General features: G+C 76.1%; 16 protein-coding genes. 7 read left to right on the top strand and 9 right to left on the bottom strand.

All coding sequences use genetic code 11. The annotated features are described in order from the left end of the window. Positions 1-697: 697 nt before the first annotated feature. Positions 698-1,192: a hypothetical protein gene (locus K1Y72_RS11990; RefSeq protein WP_220166058.1), complete on the top strand. Its 495-nt coding sequence runs from the start codon at positions 698-700 to the stop codon at positions 1,190-1,192. A 16-nt stretch (positions 1,193-1,208) separates the two neighbouring features. On the opposite strand, the gene K1Y72_RS11985 is transcribed toward K1Y72_RS11990, so the two are convergent. Continuing rightward, positions 1,209-2,297, bottom strand: coding sequence for an FAD-dependent oxidoreductase (locus K1Y72_RS11985; protein ID WP_220166056.1), 1,089 nt, complete (start codon positions 2,295-2,297; stop codon positions 1,209-1,211). Positions 2,298-2,457: 160 nt separating this feature from the next. On the opposite strand from K1Y72_RS11985, the gene K1Y72_RS11980 reads away from it, so the two are divergent. Further along, a complete protein-coding gene (locus K1Y72_RS11980) occupies positions 2,458-3,315 on the top strand; it encodes a DUF1963 domain-containing protein (RefSeq protein WP_220166054.1) in 858 nt (285 codons plus the stop codon). A gap of 18 nt (positions 3,316-3,333) precedes the next feature. On the opposite strand, the gene K1Y72_RS11975 is transcribed toward K1Y72_RS11980, so the two are convergent. Together K1Y72_RS11975 and K1Y72_RS11970 are read right to left on the bottom strand one after the other, a co-directional pair. Continuing rightward, positions 3,334-3,945 carry a dihydrofolate reductase family protein gene (locus K1Y72_RS11975; protein WP_220166052.1) on the bottom strand — a complete coding sequence of 204 codons (612 nt, stop codon included), beginning with the start codon at positions 3,943-3,945 and terminating at the stop codon, positions 3,334-3,336. A gap of 47 nt (positions 3,946-3,992) precedes the next feature. Beyond that, positions 3,993-4,850, bottom strand: coding sequence for an enoyl-CoA hydratase/isomerase family protein (locus K1Y72_RS11970; protein ID WP_308287024.1), 858 nt, complete (start codon positions 4,848-4,850; stop codon positions 3,993-3,995). A 77-nt stretch (positions 4,851-4,927) separates the two neighbouring features. Between K1Y72_RS11970 and K1Y72_RS11965 the strand changes: the two genes are divergently transcribed. Next, positions 4,928-5,506 carry a TetR/AcrR family transcriptional regulator gene (locus tag K1Y72_RS11965; protein WP_220166051.1) on the top strand — a complete coding sequence of 193 codons (579 nt, stop codon included), beginning with the start codon at positions 4,928-4,930 and terminating at the stop codon, positions 5,504-5,506. Positions 5,507-5,515: 9 nt separating this feature from the next. Here the strand turns inward: K1Y72_RS11965 and K1Y72_RS11960 are convergent, their stop codons facing one another. Genes K1Y72_RS11960 through K1Y72_RS11950 form a run of 3 tightly spaced genes read right to left on the bottom strand, consistent with a single transcriptional unit; the run spans position 5,516 to position 7,505 of the window. Then, positions 5,516-5,971, bottom strand: a complete 456-nt coding sequence (locus K1Y72_RS11960; RefSeq protein WP_220166049.1) for a PPOX class F420-dependent oxidoreductase — start codon at positions 5,969-5,971, stop codon at positions 5,516-5,518. Positions 5,972-5,983: 12 nt separating this feature from the next. Beyond that, a complete protein-coding gene (locus tag K1Y72_RS11955; RefSeq protein WP_220166047.1) occupies positions 5,984-6,688 on the bottom strand; it encodes a DUF5995 family protein in 705 nt (234 codons plus the stop codon). 10 nt (positions 6,689-6,698) lie between these two features. After that, positions 6,699-7,505 (bottom strand): TetR/AcrR family transcriptional regulator, encoded by an 807-nt coding sequence (locus K1Y72_RS11950; protein WP_220166045.1) that lies wholly within the window; start codon positions 7,503-7,505, stop codon positions 6,699-6,701. A gap of 129 nt (positions 7,506-7,634) precedes the next feature. On the opposite strand from K1Y72_RS11950, the gene K1Y72_RS11945 reads away from it, so the two are divergent. Both K1Y72_RS11945 and K1Y72_RS11940 read left to right on the top strand, forming a co-directional pair. Next, positions 7,635-8,390: a nitroreductase/quinone reductase family protein gene (locus K1Y72_RS11945; RefSeq protein ID WP_220166043.1), complete on the top strand. Its 756-nt coding sequence runs from the start codon at positions 7,635-7,637 to the stop codon at positions 8,388-8,390. A gap of 104 nt (positions 8,391-8,494) precedes the next feature. Continuing rightward, positions 8,495-9,910 (top strand): sensor histidine kinase, encoded by a 1,416-nt coding sequence (locus tag K1Y72_RS11940; protein WP_308287023.1) that lies wholly within the window; start codon positions 8,495-8,497, stop codon positions 9,908-9,910. Positions 9,911-9,913: 3 nt separating this feature from the next. Here K1Y72_RS11940 and K1Y72_RS11935 read toward each other — a convergent pair whose 3' ends face one another. Then, positions 9,914-12,505 (bottom strand): helix-turn-helix transcriptional regulator, encoded by a 2,592-nt coding sequence (locus tag K1Y72_RS11935; protein ID WP_220166041.1) that lies wholly within the window; start codon positions 12,503-12,505, stop codon positions 9,914-9,916. 293 nt (positions 12,506-12,798) lie between these two features. On the opposite strand from K1Y72_RS11935, the gene K1Y72_RS11930 reads away from it, so the two are divergent. Together K1Y72_RS11930 and K1Y72_RS11925 are read left to right on the top strand one after the other, a co-directional pair. Next, positions 12,799-13,347 carry a hemerythrin domain-containing protein gene (locus K1Y72_RS11930; protein WP_220166039.1) on the top strand — a complete coding sequence of 183 codons (549 nt, stop codon included), beginning with the start codon at positions 12,799-12,801 and terminating at the stop codon, positions 13,345-13,347. A gap of 138 nt (positions 13,348-13,485) precedes the next feature. After that, positions 13,486-14,472 (top strand): YihY/virulence factor BrkB family protein, encoded by a 987-nt coding sequence (locus tag K1Y72_RS11925; protein ID WP_220166037.1) that lies wholly within the window; start codon positions 13,486-13,488, stop codon positions 14,470-14,472. Here the strand turns inward: K1Y72_RS11925 and K1Y72_RS11920 are convergent. Continuing rightward, positions 14,459-15,337 (bottom strand): polysaccharide deacetylase family protein, encoded by an 879-nt coding sequence (locus K1Y72_RS11920; protein ID WP_220166035.1) that lies wholly within the window; start codon positions 15,335-15,337, stop codon positions 14,459-14,461. The genes K1Y72_RS11925 and K1Y72_RS11920 overlap by 14 nt on opposite strands. Before the next feature lie 36 nt (positions 15,338-15,373). Next, positions 15,374-16,384, bottom strand: coding sequence for a nitronate monooxygenase (locus K1Y72_RS11915; protein ID WP_220166032.1), 1,011 nt, complete (start codon positions 16,382-16,384; stop codon positions 15,374-15,376). Positions 16,385-16,446: the final 62 nt, after the last annotated feature.

Below are 16,446 nucleotides of genomic sequence, written 5' to 3'. Positions count from 1 at the left end.
CACCCGCCCGCCCTGAGAGCGGTGCTCGCATCCGCGTGTACCGCTCCCCTCCTGCGCCGCTGCTCTGACCGAGCACGGCACACCCGATCCGCTTTCCGAGCGGTGCTCGCATCCGCGTGTACCGCTCCCCTCCCGCGCCGCTCCTCTGACCGAGCAGCGGCGCACCCGATCCGCCTTACGAGCGGTGCTCGCGGCAGTGCGCACCGCTCGCCTTTGACTGCTCTGCTCTCCCTGCGATTCGGAGGTCCCGCATGCGTGCACCTGTTCCTACCGGCGAGCCTTTCGGCAAGCCCACCGCCGGCAAGAAGAACAAGAAGAACCGCCGGAACGACCCGGCGTCCGTCCGTTTCGGTGGCGGCGCACCTCAGCGCAACGCCCGGCAGATGCCGACCCGCCGCCTCAACCGCGGCCGCTGACCCGGCCACCCACCACCCCCAGGCCCGCCGCGCCCCGCGCGCGGCGGGCCTCTCTCTGCCCGCCCCCTACCGGGTGGCACGCGGCGAGCTTGCCAGGCGCCGCTGGGTCGGGCTTCGCGCTCCGTCGTGGCCGGCACGCCCGCGGGGCGGCCGGGTGGGTTGTGGGTCGGGTGGGGGCGTGACATTTGTCCTGTGGATGAGGTGATCGGCGGCTCTGCCGGGGCGGCGCCTCCGGCGGGAGGCTTGGGGGGTCAGCGAGACACTGCCCCCAGGGAGCGGACATGAAGGTCAGCGGGTTCATGCGCAGGGCCGCCGTCGAGGTCACCGACGAGGAGCTGCGCGCCATCAGGCCCCTCCCCTTCTGGTTCTTCGCCTTCGAGGGGCTGATGGGCGCCGCGTTCGACATCGTCAAGCTCTGGGACGGCGCCTGGATGCTGCTCGCCGGGCTCGCCGCGGTCAACGCGGTCGTCGGGCTCACCGTGCTGCGGCGCCGGGTGAAGCTGGTGAAGGCGATGCTGCGCAAGGGGCGCACCCGCAAGATCATGCTCGGGTTGATCGGGCTGCGCGTCGGCGTGCACGTGGTGCTCGGCGCGGTCGGCGCGGAGGCCGGGTCGGCGGCCGCGCACCTGGCGCTCGCCGTCGGGATGACGGCCGTCACGATGGCGCTGCTCTGGTTCGACCAGCGGGTCACCTTCCGGGCACTCGGGCTCGCGCCGGAACCGGTCGCGGAGCCGGTCGCGGAGGACGCCGCGGTCCGCGTGCCTGTCGCTGCCTGAGCGGGCGCGGGCGCGGTCAGCGCAGGGTGCCGCTGACCGCGCGCATGAGGGCGCCGAACGCCCAGGTGTGCAGGTCGTCGGAGGCGAGGGCGACGGCCCGCAGCAGGAGCGGGAAGCGCTGCCCGCTCGTGACGCCGTGGGTCGCGACGGTCGCCGCGACGGCGGCCTGGCGGCGGCGGCGCCGGGGATAGGCCGGGCCGGGCAGTGCCCGCGCCAGCGCGGCGGCGTCCTCCAGGGCCTGGTTCATGCCCTGCGCGAAGACGGGCGGCATGGCGTGCGCGGCGTCGCCGACGAGGACGCAGGGCCCGTCGCCCCAGCCGCGCGGGATGCGGTGCCGGACGTGCGGGAACACCTGCAGGTCGTCGTCGGTCAGCGCGTCCAGCAGGGCGGGGACGGGGTCGGCCCAGCCGCCGAACCGCTCGCGGAGGGCGGCGAGGGGAGCCGCCGGCGGGTGCGCGCCGGGCGGCCACGGGACGTCGAACCAGCAGTTCAGCAGGCCCTCGCCCGCCCGGGAGTAGCCGCAGTTGCCGGTGCGGGCGACGAGCATGTCGATGACCGGTCCGGGGTCGAAGGGCAGCGGCACGAGTGCCTGCCAGGTGGCCTGCCCGGTGCGGCGGGCGGCGCCGCGGGCGAACGCCGACCGCACCCGCGAGTGCACGCCGTCGGCGCCGACCAGCAGGTCGGCGGTGTGCTCGGCGCCGTCGCCGGTCGTCGCGCGGACGCCGTCGCCGGCCCGCTCGAAGCCGGTGAGGGCGGCGCCGAAGCGGATCGGCAGGCCCTCGGCGAGGCGGGCGACGAGGGCGCGGCGCGCGACGGCGAACGCGCGGGCGCCGAAGCGGCCGGCGAGCCGGTCCGCGTCGGCGGTCATGATCCGGCGGCCGTCCGCGTGGCGCAGCGACAGCACCTCCAGGGTGCTGCCGAGCCCCTCGGTGGAGACGCCGAGCCCGGCGAGGGCGGCGGTGCCGTTGTGCCAGATGGAGACGCCGCCGCCCATGTCGCGGAGGGCGGGCGCCCGCTCCAGCACGGTGACCTCGTGGCCGGACGCGATGAGGCCGCGGGCGGCGGCGAGCCCCCCGACGCCCGCGCCGGCGATGAGTACGCGCATGGCGAACCTCCTCTACTACGTCTTGTAGTACTACGATTTGTAGAACATTCCGCGGCCCTATGCCAGACCTAACCGGCCGCCGTCGAGATCATCCGTAAGGGCACCGCCTCGGCCTGGGAAAATCCCCCGCGCCGGGCCCGCGCACGGCACCATTTCCGATATGGCCGACATCTTCGAGGCGGAGCGCGCCCGCCTCATGGCCCTGCACGCCGGCCGGGTGGACCCCGAGCACGACCGGCTCGTCGCCGAGCTCGTGGTGCCCGCGCTGCGCCTGGAGCTCGGGGGCGAGGGGCGGACGCGCCTGGGCGGTCCCGCGCTGCTCGACCCCGGGACGCCCTGGCCTTATCTCGGCGCGCTGCCGCTGAACCTCGTCGCCGTCGTCGACCTCGCCGAGCTGCCCGAGGTGCCGGGCCTGGAGGTGCCGCGCGAGGGCCTGCTGAACTTCTTCGACTACAACCCCGACGTCCCCTACGAGCGCTACCGGGAGAACGAGGACGAGGTCCCGTGGAACGCCCGGACCGGCCACGTCGTCGCCGCCTCGCCCGCGCGCGCCGTCGAGACGGCCGCCCCGGACGAGGCGGTGACCTTCCTGCCCGAGCCGGTGGCCTTCACCCCGATCGTGAACGTCCCCGGCCCCTGGGACGACGTCACCGCGCCCCTGCGCGCGCTGGACCCCGACCTCGACTGGGTCTTCGGGGCGGTCACCGCCTGGGAGGACGACTACCCCTCGACCGGCCCCACGCACCAGATCGGCGGCTACGGGCGGCCGGTCCACAACGCCCCCGCCGACGACGCGATCCGCGAGTGGAAGGGCCGCGACCCCGAGTCGCCGGAGGCGTCGACGCCCGCCGCCGGCTGGCGGTGCCTGCTCCAGCTCTCCAGCGACGGCCGGCCGACCACCCCCGACGGCCGCCGCCTCTGGCAGTGGGGCGACTTCGGCGACGTCTACTACATGATCACCAGGGCGGCGCTGGCGGCCGGCGACTACGGGCGCGCCGTCCAGATCTGCCAGCAGTGACGGCGGGCGGGGCGGCGCTCAGCGGCGCACCCGGTACCGCAGGTGCGTGACGTGCGGGTCCTGCACGACCAGGTACGGCCCCTCCAGGTCGGCGGGCGCGACGGCGAGCCCGTCGAAGTAGGGGGTGCCGCCGCCGAGCAGGACCGGCGCGAGCGAGATCCACACCTCGTCGAGCAGCCCGGCCTCCAGGCACTGCCGGGCGATCGAGCCGGCCGTCACGCCGACGTGCCGGCCCCGCGCCAGGGCGCGGGCGCGCTCGACGGCGGCGCCGACGCCGTCCCGGCAGAACTCGTAGGGCACGCCGGGGCGCGGCCAGCCGTCCGGGACGCCGTGGCTGACGACGACGATCGGCCGCTCGAAGGGGTGCCGGCCGTCCCAGCCGCCGGTGAGGTCGAACAGCCGCCGCCCGACGACCATCGCGCCGACCGAGGCGAGGTCGGAGAGCAGCAGCCGGGCGCTCTGCGGGCTCATCCGCCACGTCATGCCCGGCCGCGCGGTGTCCACCTCGACCTCGCCGCCGTCGTACCAGGCGAACAGCCGGTCGAAGCCGGACTCCCCGGGCCCGGAGATGTAGCCGTCCAGTGACATCGTCGCCATGGAAATGACCTTGCCGGCGGTCCGCTCGCCCATCGCGCGCTCCTCTCGTCGCCGGAAAGGACCGGCGGGCGGCCCGGAAGTCATCGGCGGCGCAGGGCCTCCACGGCCCGCCCGAAGGCGCCGGTGGTGAAGCAGGCCGGCTCGGCGAACTCCTCCATGACGAGGGACTGCTCCCACGTCAGGCCGGCCGCCTGGCGGAGCAGCGGCAGCGCCATGTGCTGGGCGTGCGCGGGCATCTCCAGGGCCCGCCCGCACCACCAGAGGGCGCGCTCCAGCAGCTCGCCGTGCGGGACGACCTCGTTGACGAGCCCGCACTCCAGGGCCGTCGCGGCGTCCAGGTGGTCGCCGGACAGGTGGTACTGGACGGCGCGCTGGTACCCGAGCCGGTGCGTCAGGTGCCAGCTCGTGCCGACCTCGGGCAGCAGGCCGAGCCGGCCGAAGGCGGGCACGAGGACGGCCCGCTCGGACGCCACGACCAGGTCGGACGCGAACGCGAGCGCCAGCCCGACGCCCGCCGCCGCGCCGTTCAGCGCCGACACGACGAGGGCGTCGGTGCCCGCCATCAGCCGGACGAGGCCGCCGAACTGGTAGCGGATCCAGCGCCAGGGCAGCGTCGCGCCCTCCTCGCCGGCCAGGCCGTCGATCGCCTCGGCCATGAGGTCGAGGTCGCCGCCGGCGCTGAAGCCGGGGTCCGCGCCCGTCAGCACGATCGCGCGGACGTCCCGGTCGGCGGCGAGACCCGCGAGGGCGTCCCTGAGCTGCACGGTGAGGGCGGCGCTCAGGATGTTGAGCTTGCCCGGATCGGACATGGTGACGATCGCGACGCCGGGGCGGCGCTCCACCTCGACGAGCGTCCGGGGGTCGGCCTCGGCCGCCGCGACGATGTCGGCGTACTGCCGGACGTTCTCCTGCACGTTCTCCTGCACGGGTTTCTGCACGGGCGCTCCCTCGCTCGGTGACAGAACATTATTCTGTTGCAGAGGAAGGAAGTTCTACAAGGGCATAATCGAGCTCGATGGACGACTCGACGGGCCTCGACCGCATCCTGCGGGCGGCGCTCACCCTCTTCGCGCGCGACGGCACGGCGGCGACGACGCTGACGGCGCTCCGCCGCGAGGCGGGCGTCAGCGTGGGCAGCTTCTACCACCACTTCCACGACAAGGAGGAGGTGGCCGCGGCGCTGTTCACCGCCTCGCTCCGCCTCTACCAGCGGGGCTTCGTGGCCGAGCTGCGCCGCCACCCCGACCCCGGGGACGCGCTCGCCGCGATGGTGGCCTTCCACCTGGACTGGTGCGGGCGCGAGCCCGAGCGCGCCCGGTTCCTGTTCACCGAGCGGCGGCCGCGCCCCGGCGGGCCGGGCGCGGCGGCGCTCGCCGAGCAGAACCGGTGGTTCTTCGGCGAGATCACGGCATGGTGGGAGATCCAGCGGCACCACGGCGCGCTGCCGCCGCTCGACCTCACCACCGCGCTCGTGCTGTGGCTCGGGCCGGCGCAGGAGCTCTGCCGGCTCTGGCTCGCCGGGCAGGCGGACGCGCCGTCCGCCGGGCAGGCCGCGGCGCTCGGCGACGCCGCCCGCCGCGTCCTGCTGCCCTGAGCCCGCGGCTCACTCCTTGCCGGGCGGGAAGCCGCCGGTGGCGATCGGGCCCCAGCGGTCGAGGGTGACGCGGATCAGCGACTTGCCGAGGCGGTGCATCGCCGCCCGGTAGTCGTCCCAGTCGGGGTGCTCGCCGGAGATGCAGCGGTAGTACTCGACGAACGCCTCCTCGGCCTCGGGCATGTCGAGGATCTCGGCGCGGCCGTCCACCTGGACGTAGGGGCCGTTCCAGTCCTGCGACAGCACGCAGACCGAGACGCGCTCGTCGCGGCGCGCGTTGCGGACCTTCGCGCGCTCGGGATAGCTCGCCACGACAAGACGGCCCTCGCCGTCGATGCCGCAGGTGACCGGCGACATCTGCGGGCGGCCGTCCGCGCGGACGGTGGCGAGCAGGCCGCGGTGGCGCGGGCGCAGGAACTCCAGCAGCTCGGGCAGTTCAGGACGGTGCTCGGTTGCGGTTGCCATCCCCCGATTTTCTCAGAGGAGCGCGCCGTCGGGGGCGACGGGGGTGAGCAGCAGGCGTCCGGCGAGTCCCACGGACTCGGCCATGATCCCGACGGCGGCGCGGTAGGGGTGGCCGGTATGGCGGATCGGCCAGAGCGACCGCACCGAGAACCAGGCGAGGTCGCGGGCGCGGGCGACGCTGAAGCTGCCGACGATGTGCTTCAGGCCCTCGGCCTCGCGGGTCGCGAGCCGCAGCAGCTCCGGCTCGACCTCGCGGCGGACCTCGGCCTCCACCTCGGCGAGCAGCCCGTTGACGCGGCGGAAGTCGGCGTGCACCGGCGGGTCGTCGGGCTCGACGCCGCGCTCCTCGCACGTCGCGATGACCGCGAGCGCCAGATCGTGGTTGATGTGCGCGTTCATGCCGGCGAGGACATATTGCAGGTTCCAGACGCCGCGGTGCCGGCGGCACTCGAACAGCGGGCGCCAGGACGGGTCGGCGCCGCCGTCGTCGACGTTGGCGAAGTACAGGCCGGCGAAGACCTCGTCCAGGCGGGCGACGAACGCCGGATCCTCGAACGTCCCGGCGGCCAGGTGCGCGGCGACGAGCTCGGTGACGCGCAGGTAGACGCGGTTGAAGCGGGCCACGCCGTCCTCGGCGGGCAGGGCCGCGCCGATCTCCCGCATCCTGGCGATGACGGCGCCGACGCCGTCCCCTCCTCCGCTCCCCGTGCCGTCCATGGCGCCCAGCCTAGGCGGGCGGGGCCGGGGCGTCAGGGGGATCGGCGGGCAGGCCGATGAGCGTCGCCATCGCCTCCACGGTGTGGGCGAAGAAGGCGTCGGCCGGGTCCAGGGTGCCGGCCAGGTGCCCGAACAGCTCGAAGCCGACCATGCCGAACAGCTGCGTCCAGGCGATCCCCGTCCGGACGACCGTCCCGTGCGGCAGCTCGATCACGTTCAGCGCGCCGGTGATGATGGCCGCCTGCATCTCCAGCTCGGGCAGGAGCGCGTCGCCCGGATCGGCGAGGGCGCCCGCCGTCCAGGCGTCGACGACCACGCCGAACAGCGCGAACGGCACCCGGGCGGCGGGACCGATCGTCGCTTCGGGGGCGATGTAGCCGGGCACCGGCGAGCCGTAGAGGAGCGCGTACTCGTGCGGCTGCCCGGCGGCCCACTCGCGCACCGCCCCGCACACCGCCCGCCACCGCGCGCGGTGCGCGCCCCGGTCGGCGACGGCCCGGTCGGCCGCCTCGACCCGCGCGCCGAGCGCGTCGTAGGCGTCGATGATCAGCGCGGTGAGCAGGTCGTCCCGGGACGGGAAGTAGCGGTAGAGGGCCGAGGAGGCCATGCCGAGCTCCCGGGAGACGGCGCGCAGCGACAGCCCCTGCGCGCCCTGGTCGGAGAGCTGCCGGCGGGCCTCCCGCTTGATCTCGGCGGTGAGCTCCGCGCGGGCGCGCTCCCGCGCGGTCCTCCCGGCGTGCTTCGGACCGGTGCGCTCGGGGCCCGCGCTCTTCGGGCCCGCGCTGCTCGGACCGGTGCTGTGCGGAACGGCGTCCATGACACCATCCTGGCACCTTTCAGAGCGGTGGACAAATTCGAGATCAGTGCTCTTGTTTTCACGGACCGATGGGTGCACACTGATCTCAAGCGAGAGCACTGCTCTCCAAACGGAACGAGGAGCACCGACATGAACACCGCCCCGAACCACGACGCGGACACCGCCTCGACCGCCCAGCGCAACGCCACCCCGGACGCCACCCCGGACGCCACCCCGGACGCCACCCCGGACGCCACCCCGGACGCCGTCGTGGGTGCCGCCCCGGGCAGCACCTCGGGCGCCACCTCGGCCAGCACCCCGGGCGCCGTCGCGGGGGCCAACCCGGAGGCCGTCGCGGGGGGCGCCTCGGACGCCGTCGCGGGGGGTGTGCGGGACGGTGCGGCGGGTGTTGGAAGGGAGGCCGGGGCCGAGGCCGAGGGCGTGCGGGGTGGGGCGCCGGGGGGTGCGGGTGAGAGCCGGAACGTGCGGGCGGCCGGGTTCGAGGTGTACTTCAACCGGTTCGCCGCGTTCCTCACCCGGCACGGGGTCAGCCTGCTCGGCACCCGCATCCTCGCCGTCCGCGGCCGGAAGAGCGGCGAGTGGCGGACGACGCCGGTCAACCCGCTCACCTACGAGGGCGAGCGCTACCTCGTCTCGCCGCGCGGGCACACCCAGTGGACGCACAACATGCGCGCCGCCGGCGGCGGCGAGCTGCGCCTCGGGCGCAAGGCGGAGGAGTTCCGCGCCACCGAGCTGCCCGACGAGGTGAAGGTGCCGCTGCTCCGCGCCTACTTCGAGCGCTGGGGCTGGGAGGTGGCCCGCTTCTTCGACGGCCCGATCAAGGGCGTCGACGACGCGCGCCTCGCCGAGCTCGCCCCCGGCGTGCCCGTCTTCAAGATCGTTTGATCGGGTGCGGCACCGCCGGACCGCCCCCCGGACGCCCCCCGGACGTCCCGCCGGTCCCGTGACCGGGGATGATGGGAGGACGTCCAGGGGGTTCGGGGGGATCCGTGACGCAGGAGCGGGCCGCGCACGCGCGGCTGCGGCGGCACCTGGCGCGCCTGCTCTACTCGGTGCGGGGGCGCGCCACGGTGCTGACCGTCACGCTCTCGGCGGCCGTCGGCCTCGTCTGCCTCGCGCTCAGCCTCCTGCTCATCCGCGACTACGCCTACAACCAGGCGGCCGAGCGGGCCGCGCCCACGGTGGAGCGCGTGGTCCGCGAGGTGTACCAGGGGAGGCTGGCGAACCCCATCCCCGTCGGCCCCGACGACGTCCCGCTGATCCAGGTCGTCGCGGGCGACGGCGCCGTCCTCGCCGCGAGCCCCGACCTGCGGGGGCGCCCGAGCCTCGTCCCGCACGCCGTGCGGGAGAACGAGATCCTCGTCAACCGGCAGGTCTGCGACCGCGGCGACTGCATCTGGGTCGTCGGGCTGCGCCTCGGCGGCACCCGCTACGGCGGGGACGTCATGGTCTACGCCGGCGAGCGGCCCGCGCTGCTGCTGCGGGGCTGGCGGCTCGTCGCCGAGGGCGTCGCGCTGCTGCTCCTCGTCCTCGCGGTGATCGGTGCCTGGACCTGGTGGACGATCGGCCGGGCGCTCGCCCCGGTCGAGCGGATCCGCTCCCGGATGGCCGAGATCACCCTGTCCGAGCTGGACCAGCGGGTGCCGGTGCCGTCCACCGGCGGCGAGATCCAGCGGCTCGCCGAGACGGTGAACGCCACGCTCGGCCGGCTGGAGGACGCGACCGGCCGCGAGCGGCGGTTCATCTCCGACGCCTCCCACGACCTGCGGAACCCGATCGCCGGGCTGCACACCCGGCTGGAGGTGCTGCTGGAGGAGGACGACGGCCACGACTGGAAGCCGGAGGTGCGGGCCGCGCTGCTCGACACCGACCGCCTGAACGACATCGTGTCCGACCTGCTGGAGCTGTCCCGGCTGGACGCGCGGGCGCCCGCCCCGGCCGAGCGGGTGGACCTCGCCCGGCTCGCCGAGCGCGAGGTGGAGCGCCGCCCGCAGCGCGTCCCCATCACCACCCGCGTCGTCTACGGCGCGGTCGTCGAGGCGAACGTGCTGCGCCTCGCCCGCGTCCTCGGCAACCTGCTGAGCAACGCCGAGCGGCACGCCGCGTCCGCCGTCGAGGTGTCCGTGCGAGCCGAGGGCGGCGAGGCCGTGCTGGAGGTCGCCGACGACGGCGCGGGCGTCCCGCCCGAGTCGCGCGAGCGGGTGTTCGAGCGGTTCGCCCGGCTGCCCGAGTCGCGGCGCCGCGACCCCGGCGGCACCGGCCTCGGGCTGCCGATCGCCCGCGAGATCGCGCAGACGTACGGCGGCTCGCTCACGATCGCCGACAGCGGGCGCGGCGCCCGCTTCGTCCTGCGCCTGCCGCTCGCCGACCCGCCGGACCCCGCCCCGCCCGCCGCCGCGTCCTGAACGTCAGAGGGCGAGGGCGGCGAGCTCGCCCCGGGAGGAGACGCCGAGCTTCGGGTACGCCTTGTACAGGTGGTAGCCGACGGTGCGGGGGCTGAGGAAGAGCTGCGCGCCGATGTCGCGGTTGGTGAGGCCCGCCGCGGCCATCCGGACGACCTGGAGCTCCTGCGGGGTGAGCCGGGACGCCAGGTCGGCGGCCGGTGCGGGGGCGGCGCCCGCGCTCTCGCCGGTGGCACGGAGCTCGGCGCGGGCGCGCTCGGCCCACGGGACGGCGCCGAGCCGCTCGAAGGTCTCCAGCGCGGCGCGCAGCCGGGCGCGGGCGTCGGAGCGGCGCCGCTCGCGGCGCAGCCACTCGCCGTACAGCAGTTCGGTGCGGGCCTGCTCGAAGGGCACCGGATCGCGGCGGTGCAGCTCGATCGCGCGCGTGTACAGGTCGTCGGACGGGTCGAGCAGCGCCGCGCTGCGCAGCGCGACCGCCTCCACCCAGGGCCGCCCGGCCCGCTCCGCCCACGCGGCGAGCCACGCGGCGGCGCCGCGGCCCTCCTCGGGGCGTCCCGCGCGGACGGCGGCCTCGACGAGATCGGGCAGGCTCGCGGCGCCGCCCTGGGCGTGCGGGCGGCCGAACAGCGCGGCGAGGCGGTCCAGGGCGGCGTCGTGGCGGCCGAGCCCGAGGTCGAGCAGGGCGAGCGCGCCGGTGGCGTGCGCGGTGCCGGGCGCGACGTCGCGGGCGAGGGCCTCGGCGGTGTGCTCGGCGCAGGCGGCCTCGTCGCCGCGCTGCGCGGCGAGCAGCGCGAGGACGGTCGCGAGGTAGACGCGGATGCGGTGCTGGCCGGTGTCGGCGGCGATGCGGAGGCCCTCGGTCCCGGCGGCGAGCGCCTCGCGGGGGCGGCCGAGGACGAGCTCGGCGCGGGCCAGCACCATTAGGGCGGGGGCGAGCAGCCCGGCCCGGCCGTCCCGGCGGAACCCGGCGGCGAGCGAGGACGCGAGGTCGCGGGCGCCCGCCGCGTCGCCCGCCATGACGTGCCAGAGCGCCCGCCGGACGCGGTCGCGGGGCTCGTCGCGGGCGCCCATCGCGTCGAGGAGGCGGCGCAGGGCGGGCATCCCGCCGTCGCCGACGAGCGGCCGCTGCCCGGCGAACACGTCGGCGAGGGCGCGGACGAGCGGCGCGTCCGGGACGCCGAGGCGCTCGGCGTGCCCGGCGACGCGGGCGAGCTCGCCGGCGTCGCCGGCGTTGGCGGCGGCGGCCGCCGACTCGAACAGCAGCCGGCCGGCGAGGGCGGCGTCGTGCGGGGCGGTCTCCAGGGCGCTGTCCAGCAGCAGCCGGTGCGCCTCGCGGGTGCGGTCCTGCTCGTCGGCGAGGGACGCGCGGAGCAGCGCGAGCTCGGCGCGCGGCGCGGGGCCGTCGACGTCGGGGGCGGCGCGGTCGGCGAGGGCGGCGGCCGCGGCGTGGCGGCCGCCGTCCGCGGCGGCGCGCGCGGCGGCGAGCAGGCGGCGGCCGCGGTCGCGCGGGTCGGGGCTGCGCTCGGCGGCGGCCTCGTGCATCCCGGCCGTTTCGAGGGCGGCGGCGGCCTCCTCGTCCGGGCCGGTCGTGGCGTGCGCGGCGTGCCAGGCGTGGTGGCAGGCGTCGCCGCGCGCGGCGTAGACGGCGGCGAGGCGGCGGTGCGCGGCGAGCCGGTCGGCGACGGGCGCGTCCCGGTAGGCGGTGGTGCGGAGCAGCGGGTGCCGGAACTCGATGCGGCCCGCCCCGGACCGGACGAGGCCCGCGCGCTCGGCGGGCTCCAGGTCGGCGGCGCCGGCGCCGAGCGGGCGGACGGCGGCGAGCACCGTCCCGAGGTCGCCGAGGTCGTCGGACGCGGCGGCGGCCAGCAGCAGCCGGGTCGCGGCGGGCAGCTCGGCGAGCCGCCCGGCGTAGCCGCGCTCGATGCGCTCGTAGTCGCTGGTGGACGGGCGCAGCAGCGCGAGCGGGTTCCCGCGCGCCTCGCTGATCGCGTGGTGCCCGGCCGGGGCCCGGTCGGTGCGGGCGGCGAGCAGCGCGGCGGCGTCGGCGTCGCCGAGCGGGCCGAGGGTCGTCTCGGGCAGGCCGGGGGCGGCGAAGTCGGGGGCGTCGGCGGTGCGGGCGGCGAGCAGCAGCGCGACCGGTTCGGCGGCGAGGCGGCGCGCGGCGAACAGCAGGGCCTGCGCGGACGGGCCGTCCAGCCGGTTCGCGTCGTCGACGAGGACGAGCAGGGGGCGCTCCTCGGCGAGGTCGGACAGCAGGGTGAGGACGGCGAGGCCGACGAGGAAGCGGTCGCCGGGGGCGGTGCCCCCGCCGAACGCGGCGCGCAGCGCGGCGGCCTGCGGGCCGGGCAGGGCGTCCGCCCGGTCCAGGTGCGCGCCGAAGAGCAGGTGCAGCGCCGCGTACGGGAGGGTCTGCTCGGCCTCGCTGCCCGCGCCGTGCAGGACGCGCATCCCGGTGGCGGCCTCGCGCGCGTGCGCGAGCAGGGCCGTCTTGCCGATGCCCGCCTCCCCCCGGACGACGAGGACGCCGCTGCGGCCCGCGCGGGCGCCGTCCAGCAGCTCCCCGATCGCCGCGATCTCGGCGTCCCGCCCGAACAGCATGACGTCACCCTAAAGGGAGGCGGGTCCGGCGCTCCCGCCACCGCCGCCGGAACCTTTCCCGGCGTCCCCGGCGGGGTTATCGTCCGACGTGACCGGCTTCGGCGGCGCGCGGCGCCCGCCCCGCCCTCCCGGTGCCCGCGTCCGGCTCCTTCCGGTGCCGCCGGACGCGGCCGGCCGGGGCCTTCGCGCCCTCCCCCGGCACGGGGGCCCCGGTCCCCGGGACCGGCATGGTTCAACCCCGCCCGGTGGGCAGGTGAGGGACAACCGTCATCTGCCCCGTCCAGGGAGGAACCATGACAGGCCAGGACGACAACGTGATCGAGCTGCTGCGCGCGCAGCACGCCGAGATCCGCCGGCTCGCCGGCATCGTCGCCGACAACACCGGCGCCGTCCGGCAGGACGCCTTCGAGCGGCTGCGCGCGCTGCTCGCGGTGCACGAGACCGCCGAGGAGGAGATCGTCCACCCGTTCGCGCGGCGGTCCGCCGCCGGCGGCGAGAAGATCGTCGAGGCGCGGCTCGCGGAGGAGCACGAGGCCAAGGTCACCCTCCAGGAGCTGGAGAGGCTCGGCCCGGACGCGCACCAGTTCGACGCGCTGTTCACGCAGTTCCGCGCGGACGTGGAGGAGCACGCCGGGCGCGAGGAGAGCGAGGAGTTCCCGCGCATCGCCGAGGAGGCGACGCCCGAGCAGCTGCGCGGCATGGTCGCGGCGGTGAAGGCGGCCGAGGCCGTCGCGCCGACGCACCCGCACCCGGGCGTCGAGTCGCCGCTGGCGAACGCGGTGCTCGGCCCCGGCGCCGCCATCGCCGACCGCGCCCGCGACGCCATCCGCAAGGCCCGCTGACTCCCGGCGGAACGGGCGCGCGGCGGCCGGGACGCCTCGTCCCGGCCGCCGCCCGGCCCTGTGATCCGTTCGGCCGCCGGCGCAGGCATCCTCGCGCCCTGGCGGGGTAGGGCGAGCGCAGAGGTCGAGGGAGGGTGCGTGGCCAAGAAGGTGCTGCTCGGGAAGGCCCCCGAGAATCCGGTGAGGCTCGGCGTGCGCGGCTGGTGGGGGGTGCTGCGGCGCACCGTGCGCGAGTTCACCGACGACAAGCTGCTGGACCTCGCCGCGGCGCTCACCTACTACGGGCTGCTGTCGCTGTTCCCGGGCCTGGTGCTGCTCGTGTCGCTGGTCGGGCTCGCCGGCGTCGACGGGCAGCAGACGCTGATCGACAACGTGCGGCAGCTCGCGCCCGGCCAGTTCCGCGACAACCTCGTCTCCATCATCGAGGGCGTGCAGGGCACCGCGCCGACGGCCGGCACCGTCGCGATCATCAGCCTGGTGGTGGCGCTCTGGTCGGCGTCCAAGTACGTGGCCGCGCTGATCCGCGCGCTGAACCAGGTCTACGACATCCCCGAGGGGCGCCCCGTCTGGAAGCTCGCGCCGCTCCGCGTCGCGCTGACGCTCGCGATGGTCGTGCTGCTCGCCGCGAGCGCCCTCGCCGTCACCTTCACCGGGCGGCTCGCCGAGCAGGCCGGGAAGGTCCTCGGGTTCTCGTCGGCGTTCGTCGGCACCTGGAACGTCGTGAAGTGGCCGGTGCTGCTCTGCGTCGTCATCGTCGCCGTCGCGACGCTGTACTGGGCGGCGCCGAACGTGCGCCAGCCCAACTGGAAGTGGATCACGCCGGGGTGCGTGCTCGCCGTCGTGTCCTGGGTGATCGCCTCGGCCGCCTTCGCGCTGTACGTCACCCGGTTCGGCTCCTACAACAAGACCTACGGGGCGCTCGCGGGCGTCGTGGTGTTCCTGATCTGGGTGTGGGTGTCGAACGTGGTGATCCTGCTCGGCGCCGAGTTCGACGCCGAGCTCGTCCGCGGCCGCCGCATCGCCGAGGGCGCCGAGCCGGACGTCGAGCCCTACGCCGTCCCCCGCGACACCCGCAAGCTGTCGGAGTCCGAACGCGAGGAGCTCCCCGAGGTCACCGAGGAGTAGGGCCGGCGGGCTCGCCGGGGAAGGCGACGTAGTCGGTGAGGGACGCGACGGCGAAGCCGCGCCGGCCGATCTGCTTGAGGAGCGCCGCGAACATCTGCGTCATCGTGCGGCCCTTGAGCTGCGCGGGGCCGCGGAAGTGGGCGAGGACGACGTCGCCGGGGTTCAGGCGCTTCGGGTCGTCGTACTGCATGTCGTTGATCTGCATGGACTCGTGCCACAGCACGATCCCGCTGATGCCGCAGTCGGCGGCGGCCTGCTGCGTGAGGGAGTTCCAGGAGCCGTAGGGCGGGCGGAACAGGCGCGGCGCCGTCCCGTAGTTGCGCTTCAGGGACCGCTGGTCGCCGCAGATCTGCCGCCGCTGGCCGTCCAGGCCGAGCGAGGGCATGACGGGGTGCGACAGCGTGTGGTTCTCGATCGGGTTGCCGAGCGCCTGGAGCCGGGAGAAGTAGGCGTAGTCGTCGCGGATGATGTCGTCGGTCAGGAACATCGTGACCGGAACCTTGAGGTCGGTGAGCATCTCGACGAAGCGCGGGTCCTTCTCGGCGCCGTCGTCGATGGTGACGAACACGACCTTGTCCTTGGTGGGGACGTTGGAGAACACCGGGACGGGGCCCTTGGCGGGCAGCTTCAGCGGCTTGTCGGCGGGCGGGGGCGGCGCGGCGGGCAGCGGCTTCAACCCCCACTTGGCCCACGCCGCCGCCGGATCCGGCGCGGGGGGCGCCGTGCCCTCGGCCTGCTGGAACACCGGCGCGGCGCCCGGATCGGCCGGCGGCCGGGCCGGTTCGCCCGCACCGGCCGCCAGGACGCCGGCGACCACCAGCGCGCCCGCCGCCAGGCGCGCACCCCATCCCCCGAAACGCAGCACTGTCCCCCGTACCCCCCAAACGACAACGAACGGAATCTAGCGGGCGCCGCGCGCCAGGTCGGCGACGATCTGCGCGGCGGGCGCGTCGCGGGCCGCGCGCCAGCCCTCGCCCGCCCACAGGTTGACGCCGCCCGCGTCGCCCCGGTTCGCGGCGGCGCGGCGGAGCGGCGCCGTCAGGTAGTGGACGTCCGGGTAGAGGGCGGGGGCGTCCGCGTCGTGCTCGGTGAGGAAACGGTTGACCAGGCCGCGCGCCGGGCGCCCGGAGAAAGCCCTGGTCAGGGCGGTCGCGGTGAAGGCGGGGTCGGCGAGCGCGGCCTTGTGGACGGCGGTGGCGCCGCTCTCGGGGCTGCGCAGGAGCGCCGTGCCGATCTGGACGGCGGCCGCGCCCAGCCCGAGCAGCTCGGCGACGGCGCCCGCGTCCGCGATGCCGCCCGCCGCGATGAGCGGCCGGTCGGTGACGTCCCGCACGGCGCGCAGCAGGTCGCGGACCGGCAGGCGCGGCCCGTCGTGGTTGCGGAACGACCCCTGGTGGCCGCCCGCCTCGGCGCCCTGGACGCAGAGCGCGTCGGCGCCGCCCGCCTCCCGCGCCTCGTCGGCGCTGGTCACGGTGACGACGACGCCGGTCCCGCGCTCCTGGAACGCCCGGACGACGTCGGGGGCGGGGTTGCCGAAGGTGAAGGACACGACGGGCGGCGGGTCGCGGAGGAGGTCGGCGACCTTGGCGCCGTAGCCGTCGTCGCGGGGGCCGGGGCCGCCGGGCTCGGCGCCGAGGCGGGCGGCGTCGGCGGCGAGCAGGTCGCGGTAGCGGGCGAGGGCCGCGCCGTCGGGCGCGTCGGCGGACGGCAGGAACAGGTTGACGCCGAAGGGGCCGGCGGTGCGGGACCGCAGGTCGTCGATCTCGGCGCGCAGCGCGGCGGCGGTCTTGTTGCCGCCCGCGAGGAAGCCGAGGCCGCCCGCCCCCGCGACGGCCGCCGCCAGCGCGGGACCGCCCGGCCCGCCCGCCATCGGGGCCTGCACGATCGGCACTTCCGGCCACCATCCGGTCATGGGCGTCCTCCCGGTTCCGCGTCCGCACCCTCTGATCGGCAAGATAACGGGCGGGACCGGGC

Source organism: Actinomadura parmotrematis, from assembly GCF_019458805.1.
In the GTDB taxonomy this organism is placed as follows: domain Bacteria; phylum Actinomycetota; class Actinomycetes; order Streptosporangiales; family Streptosporangiaceae; genus Spirillospora; species Spirillospora parmotrematis.
The sequence above is the reverse complement of the archived record's forward strand: the minus strand, read 5'-3'. Positions and strand labels throughout refer to the sequence as shown.

Coding starts and splice junctions, on each gene's coding strand:
- K1Y72_RS11960 (WP_220166049.1), bottom strand. CDS start 5,971: ATGGCAACCGCAACCGAGCACCGTCCTGAACTGCCCGAGCTGCTGGAG.
- K1Y72_RS11935 (WP_220166041.1), bottom strand. CDS start 12,505: ATGCTGTTCGGGCGGGACGCCGAGATCGCGGCGATCGGGGAGCTGCTG.
- K1Y72_RS11945 (WP_220166043.1), top strand. CDS start 7,635: ATGAACACCGCCCCGAACCACGACGCGGACACCGCCTCGACCGCCCAG.
- K1Y72_RS11975 (WP_220166052.1), bottom strand. CDS start 3,945: ATGGGCGAGCGGACCGCCGGCAAGGTCATTTCCATGGCGACGATGTCA.
- K1Y72_RS11965 (WP_220166051.1), top strand. CDS start 4,928: ATGGACGACTCGACGGGCCTCGACCGCATCCTGCGGGCGGCGCTCACC.
- K1Y72_RS11915 (WP_220166032.1), bottom strand. CDS start 16,384: ATGACCGGATGGTGGCCGGAAGTGCCGATCGTGCAGGCCCCGATGGCG.
- K1Y72_RS11950 (WP_220166045.1), bottom strand. CDS start 7,505: ATGGACGCCGTTCCGCACAGCACCGGTCCGAGCAGCGCGGGCCCGAAG.
- K1Y72_RS11930 (WP_220166039.1), top strand. CDS start 12,799: ATGACAGGCCAGGACGACAACGTGATCGAGCTGCTGCGCGCGCAGCAC.
- K1Y72_RS11955 (WP_220166047.1), bottom strand. CDS start 6,688: ATGGACGGCACGGGGAGCGGAGGAGGGGACGGCGTCGGCGCCGTCATC.
- K1Y72_RS11980 (WP_220166054.1), top strand. CDS start 2,458: ATGGCCGACATCTTCGAGGCGGAGCGCGCCCGCCTCATGGCCCTGCAC.
- K1Y72_RS11990 (WP_220166058.1), top strand. CDS start 698: ATGAAGGTCAGCGGGTTCATGCGCAGGGCCGCCGTCGAGGTCACCGAC.
- K1Y72_RS11985 (WP_220166056.1), bottom strand. CDS start 2,297: ATGCGCGTACTCATCGCCGGCGCGGGCGTCGGGGGGCTCGCCGCCGCC.